A 337-nucleotide genomic window follows, 5' to 3' on the forward strand; every position below is an offset into this window, starting at 1 on the left:
GCACAACTTGCTGGTGGCGGTGCCTTGCCAGCGTGGCTGAGCTTTAATGCGGGAACCCGTACCTTTAGCGGCACACCAACTAATGCCTTTGTTGGAACTGTATCAATCGATGTAATTGCCAATGACGGCAATGGCGGCACGGTGACTGACACCTTCGATATTGTCGTTGCCAATACCAACGATGCCCCCACGGTCGCCAATGCAATCCCCAATCAAAACGCCAATGAAGCTACCGCATTTAATTTTCAATTTGCCGCTAATACATTTGCCGATCCGGATGTTGGCGATACGCTCACCTACAGCGCACAACTTGCTGGTGGCGGTGCCTTGCCAGCGT

Annotated in this window: 1 protein-coding gene; it reads left to right on the forward strand. The window is 52.5% G+C overall.

Annotated elements, in window-relative coordinates; genetic code table 11:
* On the forward strand, window positions 1-337 hold a 337-nt coding region (locus tag AWU77_RS00060; RefSeq protein ID WP_152625206.1), incomplete at both ends, for a putative Ig domain-containing protein.

This window comes from Cellvibrio sp. OA-2007 (genome assembly GCF_000953825.1).
GTDB lineage: Bacteria > Pseudomonadota > Gammaproteobacteria > Pseudomonadales > Cellvibrionaceae > Cellvibrio.